This is a genomic window from Lutibacter flavus (assembly GCF_900188355.1).
In the GTDB taxonomy this organism is placed as follows: Bacteria; Bacteroidota; Bacteroidia; order Flavobacteriales; family Flavobacteriaceae; genus Lutibacter; species Lutibacter flavus.
Window position 1 is genome coordinate 618,958 of the sequence record NZ_FZNX01000002.1, and the last position, 21,802, is coordinate 640,759.

The following is a 21,802-nucleotide window of genomic DNA, read 5'->3' on the forward strand; positions in this document are numbered from 1 at the left end:
AAATAGAATAATTAATAACTCAAAAAAAAATGAAAAAAGTATATTTAGTAATTGTATTAACGTTTTTCATTGGTCAAATTTTTGGACAAAGAATGAGAATGAAATCGGAACCCATAGAACCAAAATCTATTGAGCTGAACGAAATTCATAAAATGGTAAAAGACCTAGCCGACTCTATTGCTGTGAACTATATTATTGGTGAGAAAGCACCTATGCTAAAGAAAAATTTGTTAAAAGAATTAAGAAAAGGAAATTTGGACCATTTTAAAGAGAAAAATGCCCTTGCCAATCACCTTTCTAACATTTTAGTAACTTGGAGTAATGACAAACACTTTAGAATTATGGTATCAGAACCAGCAGGAGAACGTCTTGTAATGCCTTCATCTTACGAGCACATTGCTAAAGATAATTATTCTTTTAAAAAAATGGAACACCTAAATGGTAATATTGCTTACATAAAGTTTAACCGTTTTATTCCTCCTGCATATTCAGGAAGTTTAATTACCTCTGCAATGCTTTTCGCTGCAAATTCAGATGCTGTAATCATTGACTTACGCGATAATATTGGTGGCTCTCCAGATACGGTTGCAATGTTGGCTGGCTTCTTTCTAAAAGAGCCTACCTTACTAACTGTTAATTATATTCGTGCTACAGATACGAAAGAAGAAACTTGGTCGACTATAGCAGATGTGAGAGTTAATTCATCTAACCCTGATAATTTTATTGTTCCTACAGCCACTTTAGAAAGACTTAAAAACGTCCCTCTTTATATTTTAACGGGTCGTTACACATTTTCTGCAGCAGAAATGTTTAGTTCTTCTTTACAAGGGTATAAACGTGCTAAAATAGTTGGGGTAAACACTCTTGGCGGTGGACACGGAATCAGTCCTATTGAAATGGCACAAGGGTTTACAGCTTTTATTCCTTTTACGTGCTATTATCATCCTGTCACCAAAAAATCTTGGGAGGCAGTAGGAGTTAAGCCAGACATTCCTTGTACTGCTGCTGATGCTAAACGAGTTGCTCAAATTAGTATTTTAAAAGAGTTACAGAAAAAACCAAAACACGATTCTAAAATCCCTGTTTATTTAAAAGAATTGGAAACCGAATCACCTAAATAAACATCTTAAATTCAGAATTATAAAAGCTACTTTAAAATCAATTTAAATAAAGCATCATGAATAAAATAATTAGTATAGTTTTATTAACTCTTTGTTTAGGAAATGTAAACGCTCAAAAATATGATACTTAAATTATAGAAGAATTACTTTTAATAACAGAACCAACCGATAAAGCTAAGCTATAACCTTTAAAGGATATAGTAATAAAACATTCACATAAGTTACGGCTGATTTCGTTGTTTAAAACCCCCAACTTTTTAAGCAATAAGTTCATAGCTAAATAAATGAGTACAATATAAAAATACCAAAGTAATGAAAAAGAGTGTTGTGTCGTCTAATCTATATAACCTATAAATACAACTAATGAAAAAAGGAAAAATATTATTATTGATTATTCTCTTACTAACAATTGGGGTTATCTGGATTATTGAACCCTTATCATTAAACCCATTTAGTCAGATCGAAATTCCTGAGACCCAAAGCGAGATTGATTTTAACTGTAAAGATTCTTCATTTGCTGTAAACAATGAATTGGAAAGTAAGGCGAATAAAATAATCGATGAACATATGGCTTCAAACAATTTTTTGGGAGTTACTACTGGCCTTTATATAGAAAATTGTGGAACTTATGTTAGTGGAGCAGGTTTTACTAATAAAGCTGATCAAAAAAGAATAAATAGCAATACGCTGGGAAGGATAGCCTCCATTACCAAACCAATGACTGCAATTGCAATTATGCAACTGCATGAAAAAGGAATACTTGACTTAGATACTCCTATTCAAACGTATTTAAAGGAATTTCCAAAAAAAGCTAAAGGCGATATCACCATAAGGCATTTGCTAAAGCACACTTCAGGGATTTCTCATTACTCATCAAAATGGGATGCGCTTTCTTTTACCCATTATCCAACTTTAGTAAATGCAATGGATGCTTTTAAAGATAAAGAGCTTCTCTTTGAACCAGGTACTCAATACATGTATTCTTCTTATGGATATGCGGTCTTAGGCGCAATAATTGAAAAAGTATCCCAAATGAGTTATGGGAAATATATGAAAAAATACATATGGGATATAGCAGGAATGTCAAATACAAGTCTAGAAGAAGACAAACAAAAATATAGTAACAATTCACGAGGCTATCTTAAAATAAAATCTACTTATATAAAAAGCCCAAAAACTGATTTAAGCATCATATATTCAGCAGGAGGTGTACAATCTACTGCCAAGGATTTACTCAAATTTGGAGAGGCTGTTCTGCATAATAAACTAATTAAAAGTACTACTTTGGAAATGATGATAAATGCAACAGACGAACTTGCACCGGCAATAGGTGATGATCCTTATGGTTTTGGTTGGGCTGTATATGATGACCCAAAATATGGAAAGATTATCCAACACGGCGGAACACAACCAGGAACTAGTGCCTTCTTTTCTATTTATTTAGACCAAAAAATTGTATCTGTTGTTTTGTCGAATTGTTTTGGAACTCGCCAAAATGTTTTTAATCTTTCAAGAGATATAGCATATTTGGCTTTGGAGAAATAAAGTGCCAACAATTTATAAACAATATTAAAGCGTTTATAGACAAGACCATATACCTAATTAAAACTTATTTAAGCGTAACCCTTCACCTTTTTACGCCTCTATACTAATGAAAGCTAATAAAATTAAACATTAAAACAGAATAAAATGCAACCAAAAAAACTATACCTATTAATTATAATAACAATGCTTTGCGCTCAAAACATGTTTTCTCAGGAAACGCGCGATACTATTAGTGAAGAAAAAATTGCCAAAATCGAAGCCAAAATTCAGGCTTGGCAAAAGCAAACCAACGCTCCTGCTGTTTCTGTGGCGTTCCAACACGGCGATTTTTATTATGAAAATGCGTGGGGTTTAGCGGATATTGAAAATCAAGTCATAGCAAAACCCACATCTTCGTATCAAATTGCTTCAACTACAAAACCCATGACTGCCATGGCAATTTTGAAACTTTGGGAAATGGGAAAAATCGATTTGGATGCCGAAGTACAAACGTATTATCCGTATTTTCCGAAGAAAAAATATCCTGTAACGATTCGCCAAATATTATCTCACACAGCAGGGATTTCCCATTATCGAAGCGATAGTAAAGAGGAAAAACACATCAAAGATCCTTACGATACAAAAATGGCGATTGATATTTTTAAAGATTGGGAATTAATTTTTGAGCCAAGCACTGATTGGAGGTATTCGAGTTATGGTTACAATCTTTTGGGTGCGGTGATTGAAGAAGTAAGTGGAAAATCGTACGAAGAATTTTTAAAAGAGCACATTTGGATGCCTGCAAACATGGAAAATACCATGATGGATGACCCGATTACGATTGTTCCGAATCGAGTTAGAGGCTATTTTAAAAATGGAATCAAAATAGAAAATGGTGAGTATCTGGATATTAGTAGTCGATTTGGAGCTGGTGGGGTGCGTTCGACCGTTCAGGATATTGTTAATATGGGAATTGCCTTGAATAATGGGAAAATCCTAAAACCTGAAACCGTTGAATTGATGCTTGAGCCTTTGGGCGAGCAAGGTTGGAATGAATATGCATTAGGAATTTCGGTGCGTCCATTTTTGGGGCAACACATCATCATGCATAGTGGCGGAATGCCACAAACCAGTTTTTTGTTTATCGCTGCGCCTGCGGATAATTTATCTTTGTCAATCGGGTCTAACTTGGGACGGCAAGATGTAGAAAGTTTAGGGATTAGTTTGGTTCAAATCCTATCAGGAATTGACACTAAAACCGTCACTGCAAAAAATACCGAAGATAGGTTGATGTTGGATGCCATAAACGAAGTTTTTAATTTTGGACAAGGTTATTGCCAAAAAATAGGCAAAGCTAAAATTGAAAATGATAGAAATTTAGCCTCTAACTTTAAGTATTTTAATCGGTATATCAACCGCAAATACATCAAAAATAATCCTCAAGATGCTCAAGAAAAAATCAAAGCAGGGCATCAAATTCAACCTGAAAAACATTTAACTTGGGATAGAGTAGGCGGATACATGGCAAGCCAACTAAATCAAAATTACTCCCAAGAAGGCGCATTAGCTTTTTTCAAGGCGTATATTGATTTGTACATAAAAGATAAGTCCATTTCGTACCGTTTTACAAAAGGTTTTGAAAATGCTGTGCAGAAATATTATCAGGATTGGCAAGTTACCAAAGCACTAAATCCAAGTTTAACACGCTTTGACAAAAATACAGATTGGAATCAAGTGCCCAAGCAATTGGATAATGAATTAAATAAGTACAGCGTATATCCTGATTTTTATGGTGATTTGATTGACTATACGTATTCGAATTTACTTTTTAAGAAAAAATATGACGAAATATCTCATATTACCGACCTTATGGACACGTATTTTTATGGGCGATTTTTTACGGAGTTTTTACAGGGATTCGTAGCATTGAGTCAAAAAGATTTGAATAAGGCGAAAACTTATTTTGCAAAAGCCAATGAAATTGAAAATCTTTTAGAAAATCCGAATTGGATTGGCTCATTCATTTTACAATTAGCACAAGCCGACCCTGTAATGGCATTTAGTTTAGGCGAAATTATGGCTACGTATAATCCAAAATCGTATGTTTTTCAGATTGGCATCGCAAATTTAGCTGGTAAAATGGGCATGAAAGAAAAGTCTATATATTATGCTCAAAAAGCTTTAGAAATCAAACCTGATGACGAAAGGGCTTTGAAATTTATAGGAAATTAATAATCAATCTATCAGGGGTAGTGTGCACTCAATTCTTTAATTACTTTAATCAATAAAAATCAGACATGATTAAATTAAACATTACAAGTATTTTCCTATTTATTTTTCTCAATATCTCTTTTGCTTTTTCCCAGCAGAAAAATATTAATGTGGAAAATCCAGTTGAATACTTTAATAAAAGAACTGAAGCTATAAGTTTAGCCAAAAGTGAAAGATGGAAAGAGTCCATTATTATTTTAGAAAGCCTCACTGAACAGAATCAAGATGATGGGGATTTATTCTATCTATTAGGGCTTTCTTATTATCAAACGGAGCAATATAAAAACGCCATTACGGCACTAAAGAAAACCCTTGACCTTGGTGGAACTATTTTAACAGGAATTCCGACGGGTTCAGCACCTTCAAATGATATTATGATAAAAATTGCTGAAGCGTATGCTGAAGATGGAGATAAAGATAATGCTTTGTTATGGCTGCGAAAAGGTTTTGAAGCACGTTATGACGAAAAACCGTTTATAAAAGGTAGTTCTGCTTTTAAAAGCTTCAATGAAGATGCGAATTTTCTAGCGCTATTTGGGAATGATACTCAAAAAGATATAACAAGAGAAGAAGCTTGGTCTAGAGATATTACATATTTAGAGAAACGAATTAATGAGTTACGGTATAGCTCTGACGCTATTTCTAAAACAGATTTATCAAAAGAAATTATAGGTATAAAAACAAAAATAGCGTCATTATCTGATGAACAAATAATTTTCAAAATAATTAAACTATTCGGAGCTTTAGGAAGTGGACACAATTTTATTTTACCTACATCTCCAAACAAAGGTGCCTTAAAAAAACTACCCGTTCAGTTTTATCAGTTTAACGATGGGCTATTTATTGTTGATGCTGAGGAAGGCTTCGAACAATGGATTGGCTATAAAGTAGATTTGATTGAAAGTACGCCTGTTAAAGAAGCACTTCAAAAAACAAATGCCGTAAATGCAAGGGATAATGATATGCAAATACTTTGGTTAGGGCCTTATTATTTGGGATTACCCGATGTATTAGAAGGCTTAGGAATTATTAAGAATGCAAATCAAGTAACAATAACGTTAAGCGATAAAGAGGGAAAGTCTGAAAAAGTAACAATGAACCCTGTTGCTTGGCAGTTTACTGGTATGCCAATACTACCAAAGCTAAAAACAGGGAATCAACCTTTATTTTTATCAAAAAAAGAAGATAATTATTGGTTAAAAACATTACCTGAGCATAATGCAATGTATATACAATTTAACGTAGTTCAACAAAAAGAAGAACTGACTTTGCTGGATTTTAATTTAAAGCTAAGAGAAAATATAAAGAAAAGTAATACTCAAAATTTAATTTTAGACTTGCGTTTTAATAGCGGTGGAGATGGTTCAATATTTCCTCCTATGCTAAAGACATTAATCGAATTTGAAGTTATAAACCCTAAAGGAAAAATTTTCGTTTTGATCAGTAGAGAAACATTTTCTGCTGCTCAAAATTTATTGACTGAAATAACAAAATTCACAAATCCAATTTTAGTGGGTGAGCCTAGTGGATCAAAACCAAGTTTTATAGGAGAAGCAGGATGGTTCCAGTTACCATATTCAGGTTTAATGGGAATTGTAGCTTCACAATATCATCAAACTTATAAAGCAGAAGACCATCGTAACTGGATCGCTCCTCATATTCCAGTTAGTTTATCATCGACAGATTATTTTACTGGAAATGATGAAGCTATGAATTGTATAATGGAAATAATAAAAACTTCTGAAATAAAGAATAAAGACTAGGCATAATATTGTCTATGATTATGAAAATTGTGTAACCGATTTTCATTTCAATTCGTCTAATTAAAAAATTAGAAAAACCATAATGAAAAAAATAAATCTTATCTTCTCGACAATTGCATTAATAATTCTTGGAACATTAACTTCAAATGCTCAAGAAGATTTAAATTCGAAAAACACTTTTACTAAAATTGATACTTATTTAAGCAATGGAACGGCCAATGGTTTTTCAGGAGCAATTCTAGTTATTAAAGAAGGTGAATTAATAATAAACAAGGGGTATGGGTTAGCAAATAAGGACACTAAAACTCTTAATAACCCAAACACTATTTTTGACATTGGTTCTAACACAAAACAATTCACAGCAACGGCAATATTAAAACTTGTCGAATTAGGGAAACTAAAATTAACAGATTCGTTAAGCCTCTTTTTTAAAAACCTACCAACACAAAAACAAAGTATTACTATACATCAATTGTTAACGCATTCTGCTGGGTTTATAGATGCTCTCGATCGTGATTTTTCAGAAATCACGCAAAAGGACTTTTTTGAAAAACTTTTCGCGAGTAAATTATTGTCGGAGCCTAGTGAAAAATATTCGTATTCCAATACTGGATATAGCATATTAGGAAGAATCATAGAATTGGCTACTGGTCAATCTTATGAAGCTTTCTTAAATGAGCATCTTTTTACACCAGCAGAAATGTTTCAAACAGGATATCTTTTACCAAAATGGGATACAAAACAAATGTCTCATGGATACAACAGAAATATAATACACATTGAGCCAACAATTACACGTTATCAAGAAGATGGAGGTGTCAATTGGCACTTAAAAGGTAACGGCGGAATTAACTCTACGCAAAATGATTTGCTACTTTGGTATAAAGCATTAAAAACCAATAAAATATTGTCACCAGAATCATTCAAAAAATTAACTACACCTCACGTCCTTTCTCCAAAAGGAACTTATCATTATGGGTATGGTTGGATCATTAAAAATTCAGAAAACAATGGCAAGAGGATATCTCATAATGGTTCTAACGGATCTTTTGCACATTCTATTATTTGGTACCCAGAAGAAGATTTATATATCTTATATGCAACGAATGCAAACAGCATAAAAGTAGAAGGTATTGCTTATGTTGTAGCAAAAATAATTTTAGATGATAGCCATGTCTCAAAACCGATTACGGACAATGTTTACTCATTTATAATGAATTACATCAAACAACATCCAACAGATAAATCAAATGAGCTCCTTATCTTACTTCAAGAAAAGTACGCTGATGAATTTACAAATTCATCACCTATAAATATATTGGGGAATATAATATTAAAGTCAAAAGAAAATTTGGGTTGGGCATTAGAACTATTTAAGATAAATGTTCAACTACACCCTGACGACGGTAATCTTTGGGACTCTTTAGGTGATGGATATAGAGAAAATAACCGAAAAGAGGACGCAATAAAAAGTTACCAAAAAGCCATTGAACTAGGATACAAAGGTTCACAGAAGAAGCTAACAGTTTTAATTAATAACTAGAAAAATAGCTAATAATTTAATAAAAAATAATAAAATTTCTCTTTGAAATATTAAGCTCATAACAAAGGATTAATGAGCTTAATATTATTTACTAAAACAAGTAAAAGGAATGGGTGCTAATTTTTTTATAACTTCTGATAAAGGAAGAAAAATTTGATTATGTACGTATTCTATTCGAATCACTTCTAAAAAATACACGTTCCAGAGAAGGGAATAAAGAAGTTCTTGTTTATACAGATTAGGATAAACCGACTAGTTTTATTCTAATATAGCAATGGGTCTATCGAGATCACTATGAACGATACAATAAATGGCGATCTGAACATGTAGACCACTACGCTATATGTACTTAACGATGTGGTTAATCTTGATCAATTCCACAGCTTCTATTATTAAATAAAAGATTTAATTTTGTGACATTTTTTTTTCACCCCAACTTCTCAATTGTTTAATGAATGGGATCAATTCTTCTCCAGTTGAAGTAAGTGAATATTCAACCCTTGGGGGAACTTCTAAATATACTTTTCTTGAAACTAATTCATCAGCTTCTAATTCTCTTAATGTTTGTGTGAGCATTTTAGGGGAAATTCCAACAATTGCTCTTTTTAATTCTCCATACCGCATAAACCCATCTCTAATCACCCAAAGTATTCGTCCTTTATATTTCCCACCTATTCTTTTGAAAGCATAATCTACAGCACAATGTGCTGTTATATTTTTTTTTGTCATGTTTTAAAATTTTTAATCATTTGGTAATCAATAATAGTATACTTATAGTACGTAGGGCACTTTATTGCAAGTACTTGATACAAAGATAATAAAACCTTTTCTTTGTACAAATTATTCAAATTAATAATACTTAATAGACAGATGTTTAAAATCGTATTTCGCTAAAAATGAAAACAATAATCAAAAACCCATTCGTAATAACAGTCATTACTCTCATACTATTTATGGGAATCCTAAAACTTCCAATAAATACAACAATACTAGAAACTTTTGATTTAAGTATCCAACAGTCAGACAATATTAGTAGACTCCTAAAAAATTTAGTTATTATTATTCTAGCTATATACGCTATAAATAAACTGAAACTTGTAGATCTCTCTGGGTTGAGCAAACATATAAAGTTGCAAAACAAATTCTTGATTTTAATTCCTTTATACTTAGTTATAATAGGTGTATTATCACTTTTAGGCACTGATTTATCAGGTATTTCGGCGATTGATATAATGTTGTTGTCATTAGCTATGATTTCGGTTGGATTTGTAGAAGAGTTTATTTTTAGAGGTATTCTTCAATCGGTATTTTTAAAGGAATATAGTCATAGAAAAAATGGCATTTTAATAAGTATCTTTCTTCCTGCAGTACTTTTTGGAGGAATACATTTATTAAATTTAAATATGTCAAATATTGCTGCTTCAATTTCACAAGCCGTATACGCTTTTTTTATAGGTGCGACGTTTGGGGCTATTTTATTAAAAACCAATAAGTTATTCCCTTTAGCTATCATACATGGACTTATTGATATAGTCTTTAGTATCCCGACTCTACTAGACGATAATGTTAAGGTAGGAGAACTTGAACAACAAAACATTGGGCAAGCAATTGGTTCTATGTTGATAGTTTTACCATTATTTATTATTGGTTTATTTATCATCCGTAAAATTAACCTTGCAAGTGTTCAAGAAAAAATAGTTTTATCTAGCAAAATTAAACTTTCATAATATTATGAATTTAAAAGAAAAATTATTAGAAATTACAGAATATTATTCACCTAAAATTATAGGAGAAGTAAATGACGTTTTTATCAAATTAGTGAAAATAGAAGGTAATAAAGTACCTTGGCATATTCATAGAAATGAAGATGAACTATTCCATATTCTAAGTGGAAGTCTTCTTTTAGAAGTTGAAAATCAGGAGTCTTTTACAATTAATGAAGGCGACCTATTTATTGTTAAGCAGGGTCTAAAGCATCGTGTTAGTTCTAAAGAGGAATGTCACATAATGCTCGTTGAAAATAAAACGACTTTACATACTGGAGAGAGAGTCAATGAAATAACAAAGTCTATTAAAAGCCAAAAATAAGTTAGTTCAATAGAGTAAGGTACAAGGATACACAACAAAGTGCTTAGTACAATGCTTAGAGTTTTCTTTTTTAGAAAATTTTCGAAAATATTTAATGATCCAACAGTATTTATTTAAAACGTTGCCAAACAATTAAACTTTTAATACCATAAAATGAGAACAGCATTAGTCAAATCAAAAGCAATATTATTAATTGAAATTATCATAGTTCTTGGAATTATGTCTGGAACCAAAGCAATATGTGATCAAATTCAAATCATTCCCTCTGGTGTCACTGGTTCTATAGGAATTTGGACGGGAATCTTAGTTGCAACATTTTTTTATAAAAAAAGAAAGATTACTTGGTATGACGTAGGTCTGCGCTTGCCCAAAGGAAGAAAAAAATGGCTTAACCAAATTGGTATAGGACTCTTAGCCATTGGTTCCATTCTTCTTATCACTTTTATTACACTATATGTTTTGGAACCTCTTTTCGGGTTGGAGAAAGCGGCAGACGCAACGGATAAGTTTAATTTCTTCTTGGGAAAACCTGTTGTTCTCATACTCTATATTGTAATTGGAATTTGGTTTGGAGCCGGATTGGGAGAAGAACTAATGATGCGTGGGTTTTTATTGAATCACCTAAAAAAATTATTAGGGGACAGTAAAATAAGTTGGGCTTTGGCCTTAATTATCCAAGCAGTAATATTCGGATATATGCACAGTTATCATGGATCACGTGGGATGGTTATTACAGGACTTATTGCCTTATCATTTGGAATTTTTTACTTGGTCTCCAAACGAAAATTATTCCCTGTAATTTTTGCTCACGCAGCTTTTGATACATTAACTATGGTAGGATTTTATTTGTCAGAAAGTGGGGCATAGGCTATTAAATAATGATAATCCTAAATGGATAAAGCTATTACCAAATTCCAAACTATTACATACCGAATAATTTCTAAGCGCCTGTCTTTTGTCATAATAATTAAGTCTAAAGAGTATAAAAAATAGAAAATTAAAATTGTAATTAGTCAAAAAATAAGATTGTGTTTTTTAGAAAGAGAATCATCCTTTAAAATCATTTTTGTTATGTGATTCAAGCAACAATATTTATATTCCCTCCTCAAATGCGTACAAACACAACAATTTTCCAGATGAACGCGATTGATGCTATTTTTTTATATGAATGGCGTCATAAGAATACCGTATATCATATTAATTATAACGCGTAATTCTTTCCCTTTATGTTTGTCTCATATTAAGATTAAAACTTATAATTATGAGAACATTAAACAACACCCACAGAAGAATTAAATTAAATGCATCTAACAGTAACGCATGGAATGCTAAAAGACGTTTCAGATAATTAACCCCATCAATTTAAGAGCCAACCGTTATGAATACATTACAAATTAATAATCTAACCAAAACTTATCCAAATGGCGTAAAAGCAATTGCTGGTATATCATTAAAAATCACAAATGGTATGTTTGGTTTGTTAGGTGCTAATGGCGCAGGAAAATCATCACTAATGCGCACCATCGCTTCTTTACAAGAACCAACTTCCGGAAATATATCATTCAATGGTGTAGATATTATTGCATCACCACAATATGTTCGCGAAAACCTAGGCTATTTACCTCAAGAGTTCGGCGTGTATCCTAAAATTTCTGCTGAAAAATTACTGAATCACTTGGCTATTTTAAAAGGTATTATCAATAAAAAAGAGCGCAAGGAACAAGTGACAGCTTTGTTACAACAAGTAAACTTATACCAACATAGAAAAAAATCTGTGTATACTTTTTCTGGAGGAATGCGTCAACGTTTTGGTATTGCGCAAGCATTATTAGCAAATCCACAATTAATAATTGTAGATGAACCAACTGCCGGTTTAGACCCGGAAGAAAGCAACCGATTCTTAAACTTATTAAGTGAGATTGGAGAAAATGTAATTGTAATTCTTTCAACTCATATTGTAGAAGATGTTAGGAATTTATGTCCCAAAATGGCCATACTTGCTAATGGTGAAATCATTTCAGAAGGCAATCCAAAAGAACTAGTTGCTTCGATCGAAGGCAAAATATGGACAAAAATCATCCCGAAAACAGATATTGATAGTTTTAAAAAAGCTTTTGATATCATTTCGACAAAGCTCGTTTCTGGAGAAACTCAAATTCGCGTATTATCAGAACAAAAACCTGAGGAAGGTTTTGAAATTATAACACCAAATTTAGAAGATTTTTATTTCGCAACAGTGTTTAATCAAGCAATTAAAACCGTCTAAGTTATGTTTAAAAAGCTAATTCAATTCGAAGTTTATTATCAATTAAAACAACGTGCATTTCCCATATTTGCAATCTTGTTTTTGGTGTTGGGCGTATTTGTTGGAAGACAAGGTTTTGCTCCTACAGGCGTTAATTTTAACGCTGCATATCAAGTGTATTTTCAAACAAGTATTCTAACGTTAGGAAGTGTATTTATAACAATGTTTTTTGCAATAAGCGCTATGCTTAGAGACGAACAACACAATATGGAGCCTTTAATTTATAGTTCTTCAATAAAAAAGAGCCACTACTTTTGGAGTCGTTTTCTGGGAACATTCATTTTTAGTGTTCTTGCATTTTCGCCTTTTCTTATTGGATATTTTTTGGGAATTAACACGTCTAATTTAGATCCAGAAAGAGTTGCGGATTTTCAGTTAATGACTTACGTACAACCATGGTTGTATATCGTAATTCCGAACATTTTTATCTGCTCAACAATAATATTCTCTGTTAGTACATTAACTAAAAATAGTACAGCCACGTATGTAAGTGCAGTATTTATTTACATGTTGTATTTTGTGAGTTCCATCTTTTTAAATTCGCCATTAATGGCACAAGCAGTTCCGGCTTCTCCAGAAAGCATGGCTCTTGCAGCCCTTGCAGATCCATTCGGAATCGCCACCTTTTTTGAACAAACACAATATTGGACGCCTTTTCAAAAGAATACAGAACTACTTTCTTTTACTGGATTATTTCTAAAGAATCGTCTCATTTGGATCCTGGTTTCCATTGGATTTCTTTTAACTACCTATAAACTATTTTCATTCCGAAAAATCACTAAAAAAGTAAAAAAAGAAGTAAAAACTAAAATAGATAAACAACAAGTATTAGCGTATAAGCCAATAGAAGCATTCCACAATTTTAAAGTACAAACACAGGCTTTTATAGCATTGTTAAAAGTGGAGTTGAAAAGCGTTTTCAGAAGCTTACCCTTTATAGCCGTTCTGTTAATGTGGTTATTTATTGTGTTTTCAGAATTATATTCTACCGTTATAAGTGGTGGTGAATATGGTGTTAGTGTATATCCTTTTACAAATCAACTGATCAATTTAATAGTGAATCCATTAACCATTTTTAGTTTGATTTTAATTGTGTTCTATAGTTCAGAAATAGTTTGGAAAGAGCGCAGTCTAAATTTTAACCTTATTATTGATGCGACTCCAGTTAAAAATTGGGTTTTCTTTTTATCAAAATTCAGTGCTTTGTTATTATTACCTATTATTTTAATTACTTCTGGAATTTTAATATGTATGGCATTTCAGATTGGTTTGGGGTATACAAACTTTGAATTTAGTTTATATGCGGCTTTATTTTACCATAACGGATTACAGTTAGCTGTGTTTTGTATGATTGCCCTATTTGTAAATAGTCTGGTAAAGAACAAATATATGGGAATGGGGATTTTTGGACTGATTGTAATTTTATGTTTAAAAGCGGATATGTTAGGCTTTCAACATCCATTGACCAGTCTTGGCTTTATGCCTGAGGTTTCATACTCTAACATGAACGGATTTAGTGGCGCAACTAACTTATTTAATCACCTGGCCATATATTGGTTAGCTTTAGGATTAATGCTAGTGTTAATTTCTTTTAAAATATGGAATAGAGGAGTTGTTACAACTATTTCGTCTCAATTGAAACAATTAAAACATGGCTGGACAAAGATTCAGAAATTGGCTATTGCATTTTTTATGCTATTATTTATTGGCGCTGGTAGTTTGGTTTTTTATAATGTAAGTATTGTATCAGATTATGAAACTTCAGAAGATCGATTAGATTTTAGAGAAAACTACGAACGTAAATTCAAAAAATTTGAAAGTTTAGAAAGGCCTTATGTTACTTCAAGGGAAACTGAAGTTGCATTATATCCTAAACAAGGAATGTATACCATAAAAGGGGATTATGTACTAAAAAACAAAAGCGATCAACCCTTATCTCAAGTATTTATTACAGAAGGAATTCCTTTAGAGAATATCTCAATTGAGAATGCTAATTTAATTGAACATGATGCGCTTTACGGTACCTATTTATTTCAATTTAATAAAGCGCTTAAACCAAACGAATCTGTTGCTTATAAATTTGAACTGAAAAAAGAATCAAAAGGATATGACTCTGATAAAACGATTGTTAATAACGGAACTTATATCACACATGGAAATTTTGAGCAAGCATTTGGTTATGTTTCTGGCTTTGAAATAACAAATAGAGTAGAACGTCAAAAGAGAAATTTACCTAAAAAGATTAAAGAAAAAAAGCCAGCATCACACATTGCTTTAGAAGATGTGAAAATTGAAAAAACAAGTTTTGAAACCATTGTTTCTACAGAAAATGACCAAACAGCATTAAGTTCAGGAAATTTAATAAGAGAATGGACAGAGAATAACAGAAAATTTTATCATTATAAATCCAGTGGTAAAATACTGCCAGGGATCGGTTATTTTTCAGCAAATTATCAATCGAAAAAAATCAATCACAAAGGGATTTCTATAGAACAGTATTACGATGAGAATCACAATTTTAATATAGATGAAGTTGAAAATAGTGTAAAACAAACTTTAGATTATTGTCAAGAAAACTTTGGAGATTATCCTTTTGATTATATCAGAATTGCAGAAGTGCCTTCACATTGGTCAATGGGTGGGTTTGCGCATCCTGGTATGATTAGTATGACAGAAGATAGATTGTATTTATCTGATGTGAGCAATTCAACTACTTTTAATTTAGTCGCAAAAAGAACCATTCATGAAGTCGCTCATCAATGGTGGGGCCATACGTTGTTAGCCAAACCAGTAGTCGGTGGATCTTTATTTGTTGAAGGTTTTGCAAAATACACCGAAGCAGTCGTTATGGAAAAAATGTATGGAAAAAGAGCTTTATATGCGCTAAGTGAAGATGCAAGACGTAAGTATTTTTCAGGAAGATCTTTTGCCGGAGATATCGAACCACCAGTTTATATGGTGTTAGGTCAAGGCTATATTTCTTATGGTAAAGCATATACCGTATTAATGGCGTTAAGAGATTTAATAGGGGAGATGCAAGTAAATCAAGTGTTAAAAACGATTACAGACAAACATCGTAACATTAACAAGTTAGAAGCTAATTCTATTGAGTTTTTAGATGAACTTTATAAAGTAACGTCTAAAGAAAATCATATATTAATTGATGATTGGTTTAAAAAAGTAATCACTTATGATTTAGGAATTGAAGAAAGTTCTTATAAAGCGTTAGAAAAAGGAATGTTTGAAGTTAAAGTTAAAATAAAAGCGAAACGTTTTGAAACTATGGATAGTGGAGAGTTAAAACAAATTACAATTGCTGAACCAATTAAAATTGGAGTCTTTACAACACATCCATCAGCTGTTATAGATAATAGTTCAATTTTATATTATGAATCAAATCCTATCAATAAAGAAATGACAGAAATTAAGTTTATTGTAAATGAAAAGCCAAGTTATATCGCTGTAGATCCATTTGGTACAAGATCTGATGAGAATTTGGTTGATAATATTGCTGAGTTATAGCAATATAAATCTCATAAAAGTTTGGTTTTTATTTTAACTGTAAATCATTAGCAAAAAGTGAATTAGCTTACATCTTTTAATGTAGGTTTAAAACATATTTATTCACTTCATTAAACCGTAAATTTACGAGAAGCTGGTTGCAAATTCGAGTAATAGGGGGAGCAAATAGACGTCTAAGGTATTAGTTTTAGGAGTTTTTTGTTGTTAAAAAGTTTGAGCATTGTGTTAGTTGAAATTGAGCTGTTTTATTAAGAAGAGGATTCAAATTTAAAGTTTTTTGAGAATTCATTTATTAAATTTTTTTATAATTGTGGATGAAGGCTATAATTACTTGTTAATTGTTGAAAATCAAGTTCAATTCTGAAATACAAGTGAAAACTGAGTGTGAACACCAACTTCAGAACTCACTAATAAATTCCCACCATGTTTTTTCATAATATTTTTTGATAAACTTAATCCAATGCCTGAACCATTTTTTTTAGTCGTGTAAAAAGGTATAAATATTTGATTCATAATTTTTTCTTCTATACCAAATCCGTTATCATTAATAAGTATAACTGTTTTATCCAATTCAATGTTACAGCTCATTTCAATAGTTGAATTTTCTTTTCCTTCTAACGCATGGATACTGTTGTTAATCAAATTGATTAATACTTGTTCTATTAGTTTGCTATCTGCATTTATGGTGGAATTTGGAGGGATTGGCAAAAGCTTTAAATTAACATGAGCTTTTTCTGTTAGGGGTGTCATAAGTGTTTTAATACCAGATAAAAATTGCTTTACATTAATTTTGTTTAGTTGAGGTATTGGAACATTAGAGATGGTTCTATAATCTTTTACAAAATCTAATAAGCCATCAGATCGCTTCTTTATGGTAGTTGCTGCAATATGAATATCACTGATATCTTCAGCATCTAATTGATTAAGACTTAATGTTTCTCCATTTTCATTTTCTGTTAGGGTCTTTATAGTTGAAGCTAAGGAGCTTACAGGGGTAAAAGAGTTAAGCATTTCATGGGCTAATATTTTAATAACATTATGCCATGCTTCAGTTTCTTTTTGTTCAATTTCAGACCTTATATCTTGAAAGGTAATAATAAGGTAAGGAGTGGTTAATAATTGTAATTCAATAACCTCCAATGACAGTTGTTTGCGTTCAGTTTCATCTCCAAAATCCACTAAAATTTTTCCGCCATTTTTTAGGTTTTTTATCTCAACAACTAGCCATGGTACATTATGAGCTAAACGATGCCAGTATTTGTGTTGTGGTTGTTGAAGAATTTTACAAGCAGCTCTATTTAAAAATGGAATTTCTTCATTGGAATGTTCGTTAAATAAATCTTCTTTTTTGATAGAGATGATTCCTAAATTAACATGTTCTAATATATATTTAAAATAGGTATATTGTGCTTCTTTTTCTATTTTATTCTTTTCAAATTTTTTTATAATTAAATTAAAATCTTCATAAACTTTGATAAAGGAATGACCTTTTTTAGATGGTGAGAAGTATACAGCGTAATCTTCATTTTTCAGGGCTTCCAAAAATTTAACCAAAGAATAATTTGTGTTATTTACATATTTAATTAAGAATAGCACTTGAATTAGAATCAATAGGCCAATCCCAGCAGTACTAAACCACATATTTTTAAGTAGTAAAAAGGAAAATAATCCACAAAAAAATAAAATAATAAAAATTCGTAATGCAACTTGTATGGTAAATCTCTTTATCAATTTAAATAAATTATAAGTTAAACTTTTCTAACCGTCTGTACAATGCGGCACGGGTTAATCCCAATTCTTTGGCAGCTTTTGAAATGTTTCCCTCATGTTTTTCTATAGCTTTTTGGATCAATATTTTTTCTATGTTTTGAAGGTTTAAATCGTCAAATTCAGAACTAGTGCTTTTTGTTACAGGTATTGTTGTTAAGTTAAAATCAGATGTTTTTATTTCTTGCCCGTCTGACATAATAACACCTCTTTCAAGGGTATGCTGTATTTCTCTAACATTGCCAGGCCAATGATGTGTCCGAAGCATTTTCATAGCTTCACTGTCTATTTTTAGATGAGATTTATGGTATTTACTCTTAAAGAAATTTAAGTAATAAATAACAAATTCATCAATATCTTCAGGTCTTTTTCTTAATGGTGGAATTTCTATTTCAACAGTATTAATCCTAAATAAAAGATCTTGTCTAAATTTTCCTTCTGCCACCCATTGGTTTAAAGGAGCGTTTGTTGCAAATAAGAGCCGAGTGTTAAAAGGTCGTTCTATACCTTCTCCAAGACGCGATACTTTTCGGTCTTGAAGTACCGTTAATAATTTGGATTGCAGGTTGAATGGTAAATTTCCTATTTCATCCAAAAATAAAGTTCCGTTTTCAGCCATTTCAAATCTTCCCGGTTTATCTTCATGAGCGTCAGTAAAAGAGCCTTTTTTATGTCCAAAAAGTTCGCTTTCAAACAAATTTTCCGAGAGAGAACCTAGATCTACATGAATAAATGGTCCATTTTTTTGCTCTGATTGTTTATGAATTTCTCTTGCCAAATGTTGTTTGCCTGTTCCGTTTTCTCCCAATATAAGAATACTGGCATCTGTAGGGCTAACCTTAGCAATTGTATTCATTACCTGTTGCATAGGCTTGGATTTTCCAATAATTACTCCAAATTTTTGATTAATATTTTTTTCTAGGGCTTCATTAGTAGATTCAAGAATTGAAATTTTATGGTTAGATTTACTAAGTTCAAGCCCAGCATGAATGGTTGCCAAAAATTTTTCATTTGACCAAGGTTTTAAAATAAAATCGAAAGCCCCTTTTTTAATGGCATCAACAGCTAATTCTACCTCGCCATAAGCAGTCATTAAAATCACAATCATTTTTGGATTGATACTTAAAACGTGATTTAACCAATACATTCCCTCTTTCCCGTCGTTAAAACCTATACGGTAATTCATATCTAATATTACAACATCAATAGGCTCTATTGATATAAGTTGATTAATTTCTTTTGGATTGTTACGGGTAATAATAGTTGTATACTGTTTTTTCAATAATAGTTTAGCAGATAACAATACATCTTCATCATCATCAATAATCAATATAGTAGCCTGTGTTTTAGCCATTGCGAAATAAGAATTTTTACTAAAGTACAAAATGTTCAATAATGAACAACGGAATGTTCGATAATGAACACTTTCTTTTTAATGCAATAAACGTAATAAACTGTAAATAAGGAAATTACAATTATTATTTTTTATGGCACAAGCATTGAACAAGGTAAAGTCATATAAGTAAACTATTAAAATTTAATCATTATGAAAACAATAATAAATATGCCAACGGAAGAAAAAAAATATTCAATTTCTGTGATTTTTAAAAACAGCAAGAGAATTCAATGGTCGGCTCATAGACGTTATAGCCTGTAAATTATTAACCAATTAAATTTATTATTATGAAAACAAATATAAATACACAAACGGAAGAAAAAAAACATTCAATTTTTATAAGTTTTAAAGATAGCAAGAGAATTCAATGGTCAAGTTATAGACGATTTAGTTTCTAAGAGATACCTAAAAATGAATTATTATGATTTCAATACTTATTGCAGTAATCATCTTTATTTCAACCAGAATTCCAATTTTTTTGTAATAACAAGGTTGACTATAAAACGAATAACAAAAATTTAAATTTTTAAAATGAAACAAATAGGAATGGATAAGAAAATTGAGAAAAAAAAATGGAGTCAAAAAAAACTGTATTATATAGCTGGTGCTGCATTTTTTATTTTAGTATCATTTTTTGTACTTAAAACTTTAAATAGAAAAATATATAAAGTTGATGGAGCAAAGATTTCTGTGAAAGAAGTTATAGAAGGTGATTTCCAAGATATGATATTAATTGATGGTGATATAGAACCTATTAACTTAGTATTGGTAAATACACTTGAAGGAGGTACTGTTGATGAAATATTTATTGAAGACGGTATTATGATTGAAAAAGGAACACCTTTATTACGCTTAAGCAATCCTGCAGTTACATTGGGTTATATGAATCAAGAAACTGCTATCATTGAGCAAATTAACAACCTGAGAAATTTGCGATTGTCTCTTGAGAAAGAACAAAGAAATCTGGCTGAAACATTAATTGATAGTGAAAATAAACTTGCAGAAGTGGAACGATCTTTTAAGGTTGATTCTGTTCTTTTTTCTAAAGATGTTATTGCAAGAAATGATTTTGTTGATATGAAAGAATCTTATAAATATCAACAAAAAAAACGAGATTTCATGAATAAAAATGTTAGAAAAAGTGAGGTGGACAACAAAATTCAAATACAACAAATAAACCAATCAATTGGGATGATGCAACGCAATTTGAATCTTATTCACGATAATATTGAAAAAATGTTAGTTCGAGCCCCTGTATCTGGAATGTTATCTTCATTTGATCCTGTAATTGGAGAATCATATATGAGAAATCAAACCGTTGCAAAAATTGATGTTCAAGCAGGGTTTAAAATTAAAGGACAAGTTGATGAGTATTATTTAAGTTCTGTAAAACCTGGACAATTAGCACGCTTTTCCTTTGATGGAAATCTAATTGAATTGAAAGTGAAAAAAGTATTGCCAGAAGTAGTAAACAGAAGATTTGAAGTTGAATTGATATTTGTTGATAAAGCACCAAAGGATATTACAATTGGTCAGTCTGTTCAGGTTCGTTTAGAACTTTCGAAAGCGCAAAAATCTTTGATGATTCCAAGAGGAAGTTACTTTCAATCGTCAGGGGGACAATATGTATATGTTTTAAGAGATAACGGGGAAGCGAGTAAAAGGTATATAAAATTGGGAAGTCAAAACCCAAGTTATTACCAAGTTCTAGAAGGACTTAGTGAAGGAGATAAATTCATTTCTTCATCATATGATGACTTCAAAAATTATGAAACAATTAAAATAAAATCTAAAAACTAAAGAGATGATAAAATTAGAAAAACTAACAAAAGTATACAGAACAGATGAAGTTGAATCTACAGCATTAAATGAAGTGTCATTTGAAATAAAACAAGGGGAATTTGTCTCTATCATGGGACCTTCAGGTTGTGGAAAATCTACGTTGTTAAATGTGTTAGGAATGTTAGATAAACCTGAGAGTGGTAGTTATAAGTTTTTGAGTGAAGAAATAAGTCATCTAAATGAAAAAGGAAGATCTTTAGTTCGTAAAAAAAATATAGGTTTTATATTTCAAAACTTCAATTTGATTGATGAATTGACGGTGTTTGAAAATATTGAATTGCCATTGATTTATAATAAAGTAAGTGCCTCTGAACGCAAACAACGGGTGAATGAACTCATTGAAAAAATTGGAATTGCACATAGAGCTTCACATTTTCCACAACAACTTTCTGGAGGCCAACAACAAAGAGTAGCTGTTGCTAGAGCCTTAATTACAAAACCACCATTAATTTTAGCCGATGAGCCAACAGGAAATTTAGATAGTTCTCATGGAAATGAGGTGATGGAACTACTATGTGAACTGCATGAAGCAGGTACTACAATTGTTATGGTAACGCATTCATCACATGATGCTAGCTACTCTGGAAGAATCATTAATTTATTGGATGGGCAAGTAGTTTCTGAAAAGAAAAACAAAGTAAGCTCAGTGGCTATTTAATT

The 21,802-nt window shown here is 31.3% G+C and carries 15 protein-coding genes; 12 read left to right on the forward strand and 3 right to left on the reverse strand.

The window, feature by feature from the left end:
• The first annotated feature begins 29 nt into the window (after positions 1–29).
• The 5 genes from CHB63_RS08825 (at position 30) to CHB63_RS08845 (ending at position 8,222) form a co-directional block, all read left to right on the forward strand.
• Positions 30–1,121, forward strand: a complete 1,092-nt coding sequence (locus tag CHB63_RS08825) for a S41 family peptidase (RefSeq protein ID WP_089378083.1) — start codon at positions 30–32, stop codon at positions 1,119–1,121.
• Positions 1,122–1,508: 387 nt separating this feature from the next.
• Positions 1,509–2,666 carry a serine hydrolase domain-containing protein gene (locus tag CHB63_RS08830; protein ID WP_176420304.1) on the forward strand — a complete coding sequence of 386 codons (1,158 nt, stop codon included), beginning with the start codon at positions 1,509–1,511 and terminating at the stop codon, positions 2,664–2,666.
• 144 nt (positions 2,667–2,810) lie between these two features.
• Positions 2,811–4,877, forward strand: a complete 2,067-nt coding sequence (locus tag CHB63_RS08835) for a serine hydrolase domain-containing protein (protein ID WP_089378085.1) — start codon at positions 2,811–2,813, stop codon at positions 4,875–4,877.
• A gap of 149 nt (positions 4,878–5,026) precedes the next feature.
• The gene (locus tag CHB63_RS08840; RefSeq protein WP_089378086.1) at positions 5,027–6,679 is read left to right on the forward strand and encodes a S41 family peptidase; all 1,653 of its coding nucleotides are present in this window, start codon (positions 5,027–5,029) and stop codon (positions 6,677–6,679) included.
• An 82-nt stretch (positions 6,680–6,761) separates the two neighbouring features.
• On the forward strand, positions 6,762–8,222 hold the full coding sequence (locus CHB63_RS08845) for a serine hydrolase domain-containing protein (RefSeq protein ID WP_089378087.1): 1,461 nt from the start codon (positions 6,762–6,764) through the stop codon (positions 8,220–8,222).
• Between the two features lie 405 nt (positions 8,223–8,627).
• On the opposite strand, the gene CHB63_RS08850 is transcribed toward CHB63_RS08845, so the two are convergent.
• Positions 8,628–8,951 (reverse strand): winged helix-turn-helix transcriptional regulator, encoded by a 324-nt coding sequence (locus CHB63_RS08850; RefSeq protein ID WP_089378088.1) that lies wholly within the window; start codon positions 8,949–8,951, stop codon positions 8,628–8,630.
• 167 nt (positions 8,952–9,118) lie between these two features.
• Between CHB63_RS08850 and CHB63_RS08855 the strand changes: the two genes are divergently transcribed.
• The 5 genes from CHB63_RS08855 to CHB63_RS08875 all read left to right on the forward strand — a co-directional run bounded on the left by CHB63_RS08855 (position 9,119) and on the right by CHB63_RS08875 (position 16,137).
• Positions 9,119–9,949, forward strand: a complete 831-nt coding sequence (locus CHB63_RS08855; protein ID WP_089378089.1) for a CPBP family intramembrane glutamic endopeptidase — start codon at positions 9,119–9,121, stop codon at positions 9,947–9,949.
• Between the two features lie 4 nt (positions 9,950–9,953).
• Positions 9,954–10,310: a cupin domain-containing protein gene (locus tag CHB63_RS08860; protein WP_089378090.1), complete on the forward strand. Its 357-nt coding sequence runs from the start codon at positions 9,954–9,956 to the stop codon at positions 10,308–10,310.
• A 153-nt stretch (positions 10,311–10,463) separates the two neighbouring features.
• A complete protein-coding gene (locus tag CHB63_RS08865; protein ID WP_089378091.1) occupies positions 10,464–11,177 on the forward strand; it encodes a CPBP family intramembrane glutamic endopeptidase in 714 nt (237 codons plus the stop codon).
• Between the two features lie 511 nt (positions 11,178–11,688).
• Positions 11,689–12,576 carry an ABC transporter ATP-binding protein gene (locus tag CHB63_RS08870; RefSeq protein ID WP_089378092.1) on the forward strand — a complete coding sequence of 296 codons (888 nt, stop codon included), beginning with the start codon at positions 11,689–11,691 and terminating at the stop codon, positions 12,574–12,576.
• A 3-nt stretch (positions 12,577–12,579) separates the two neighbouring features.
• Entirely contained in the window at positions 12,580–16,137 is a 3,558-nt protein-coding gene (locus CHB63_RS08875; protein ID WP_089378093.1) for an ABC transporter permease/M1 family aminopeptidase, read from the forward strand.
• A 354-nt stretch (positions 16,138–16,491) separates the two neighbouring features.
• Here CHB63_RS08875 and CHB63_RS08880 read toward each other — a convergent pair whose 3' ends face one another.
• Together CHB63_RS08880 and CHB63_RS08885 are read right to left on the reverse strand one after the other, a co-directional pair.
• Positions 16,492–17,778, reverse strand: coding sequence for a sensor histidine kinase (locus CHB63_RS08880; RefSeq protein ID WP_089378094.1), 1,287 nt, complete (start codon positions 17,776–17,778; stop codon positions 16,492–16,494).
• Between the two features lie 100 nt (positions 17,779–17,878).
• The gene (locus tag CHB63_RS08885; RefSeq protein WP_089378095.1) at positions 17,879–19,258 is read right to left on the reverse strand and encodes a sigma-54-dependent transcriptional regulator; all 1,380 of its coding nucleotides are present in this window, start codon (positions 19,256–19,258) and stop codon (positions 17,879–17,881) included.
• A gap of 573 nt (positions 19,259–19,831) precedes the next feature.
• Between CHB63_RS08885 and CHB63_RS08890 the strand changes: the two genes are divergently transcribed.
• Both CHB63_RS08890 and CHB63_RS08895 read left to right on the forward strand, forming a co-directional pair.
• Positions 19,832–21,100, forward strand: coding sequence for an efflux RND transporter periplasmic adaptor subunit (locus tag CHB63_RS08890; RefSeq protein ID WP_089378096.1), 1,269 nt, complete (start codon positions 19,832–19,834; stop codon positions 21,098–21,100).
• 4 nt (positions 21,101–21,104) lie between these two features.
• The gene (locus tag CHB63_RS08895; protein WP_089378097.1) at positions 21,105–21,800 is read left to right on the forward strand and encodes an ABC transporter ATP-binding protein; all 696 of its coding nucleotides are present in this window, start codon (positions 21,105–21,107) and stop codon (positions 21,798–21,800) included.
• Positions 21,801–21,802 lie beyond the last annotated feature (2 nt).